The organism is Brucella pecoris, from assembly GCF_006376675.1.
GTDB classification, from domain to species: Bacteria; Pseudomonadota; Alphaproteobacteria; order Rhizobiales; family Rhizobiaceae; genus Brucella; species Brucella pecoris.
This window is the reverse complement of record NZ_VEWK01000048.1, coordinates 1-2,017: the sequence shown is the minus strand read 5'-3', so window position 1 is coordinate 2,017 and position 2,017 is coordinate 1. Positions and strand designations below refer to the sequence as shown.

Genomic DNA, 2,017 nt, shown 5'->3' with positions numbered 1-2,017 from the left:
CAGCACGCCAGATGCGAAGAGCAGCCAAGACAACCCGATCGCGACGCTCCAGCGCGAAATGAACCATGTGTTCGAGAACTTTTGGAACCGGGTCGGTCAGTTCGAATGGCCCTGGGGCAGCGGCGAAGCCAAATCCGACATGGTCGAGACCGACAACGCGATCGAAGTGTCGATCGAGCTGCCGGGCATGGAGATGAAGGACATCGAGGTGACGGTCAACGATGACATGTTGACTGTGAAGGGGGAGAAGAAGATCGAGCGCCAGGTGGAGAAGAAGGGGTATTACCTCTCCGAGCGCAGCTACGGCGCAATCTACCGGACAATTCCGCTCCCTCCCGGTGTGGATGGCGAAAAGGCGCAGGCATCCTTCAAGAACGGGGTTCTGACGATCAAGCTGCCCCAGACACCCGAGGCGCAGGCGAAGATCAAGCGCATCGATGTCAAGAACGGCTGATTTGCCACATTGGGTGTCGCCGGTTTGCGGCGTCCGCTCAGCTCCGTTTGATATCACGCCGTCTGGTGAGCCCCGGGGAGCCTGTTTCTCCGGGGCGGCTTTCGAGGGGGAATGATGAAAGACCTGAAACGATCCGGGCTAACCCGTGAACAATGGTCGGCGATGACGCTCTACGAGAAGTTCGAACAGGTCGTCATTTTCGTCCTCAGCGCCATCATTGCGGTTATCGTCGTGGCGTCGGTTTGGGCGCTGATGCGCGAGGTCGTGAACCGGTTGGTCTTGGGAGCGTTCGACACGCTCGATTACGCCACCTTCCAGGTGGTGTTCGGAATGTTCTTCACCGTTGTAATTGCGCTCGTGTTCAAGCGCTCCCTTCTTGTGGCGACAGAACGCAGCTTCGGCATTCTCCAGGTCCGCACGATCGTGCTGATCGCGCTCCTCGCGATCGCGCGCAAATTTATCATCCTCGACCTTGGCGAGACGGAGCCAGCCAAGACTGCCGCCCTCGCGGGCGCGGCTCTTGCGCTCGGAGCAGTCCACTGGCTGGTGCGCGATCAGGACCGGCGCGAAGAGCCCGGTGCTAAAAATGCCGAAGGCGATCAATGAGCCGAAGCGTTTTCGTTCGACTTGTTTCATCAACCTCTGCCGGTTGTCCCGGATCGACGCCTACGAGACCAAACAGGCTTAATTGAGAAGAGAGGATTTTCGGCTCATCGTAGCTCTATCAAAGGAAGCGAAGATGAGAAAGAAAACCGGGCCGCAGACATCGGGGGCCGAAAAGACAATCAAGGACATCCGGCGCGCGACGCGAAAGCATCACTCGGCGGAGGACAAAATCCGCATCGTGTTGGAGGGGCTGCGCGGCGAAGACAGCATTGCCGCGATCTGCCGCCGTGAAGGGATCGCCGAGAGCCTGTATTATAGCTGGTCCAAGGAATTCCTCGAAGCGGGCAAGAAGCGGCTCGCCGGTGATACCGCTCGTTCAGCGACCAGTGACGAGGTCAAGGCGCTGCGCCGTGAAAGCCGCGACCTGAAAGAGGCGCTGGCCGATCTCACCCTGGAAAACCGCCTGCTCAAAAAAAGTATGATCGCGGATGGGGGCGACGACGAATGAGATACTCCGCCACCGAGAAGCTTGAGATAATCCGGATCGTTGAGCAGTCGCACCTGTCGGCCAGGCAGACACTCGACAAGCTCGGCATTCCAAGGCCGACCTTCTACCGTTGGTATGATCGTTTCGTGACTCACGGCGTCGAGGGGCTGGAAGAGAGCTGGCTCGGGAAATCTGCACAGCTAGGATAAGTGGAATTTCTGCCTGACTTCGGCTTGGATGCCAGGAACAGGAGACACCATGACGAGACGACCACGCCGGAACCACAGCCCGGCTTTCAAGGCAAAAGTGGCGCTCGCCGCCATACGAGGCGAGCGGACTCTGGTGGAACGGTCCCAGCGGTGTTGTCACGTTAAGTTTCTCTGGCCGGAAAGACCAGGGGCTCGTAGATATTCAGGCGAAACAGGCCGCAATTTTCCATGCATCGAAAGCTTCGAGGCGATGGTAGCGAA

The 2,017-nt window shown here is 58.6% G+C and carries 3 protein-coding genes and 1 pseudogene; all 4 read left to right on the top strand.

What is annotated here, in order from left to right; genetic code table 11:
* On the top strand, window positions 1-454 hold a 454-nt coding region (locus FIB18_RS24575), incomplete at its 5' end, for an Hsp20/alpha crystallin family protein (protein WP_140023476.1).
* 162 nt (window positions 455-616) lie between these two features.
* Complete coding sequence (locus FIB18_RS24570; protein WP_456236706.1) at window positions 617-1,060, top strand: phosphate-starvation-inducible PsiE family protein; 444 nt, start codon at window positions 617-619, stop codon at window positions 1,058-1,060.
* Window positions 1,061-1,193: 133 nt separating this feature from the next.
* Window positions 1,194-1,723 (top strand): annotated as a pseudogene (locus FIB18_RS24565) (helix-turn-helix domain-containing protein); the annotation flags it as partial.
* Between the two features lie 82 nt (window positions 1,724-1,805).
* On the top strand, window positions 1,806-2,017 hold a 212-nt coding region (locus FIB18_RS25320; RefSeq protein WP_235894975.1), incomplete at its 3' end, for a hypothetical protein.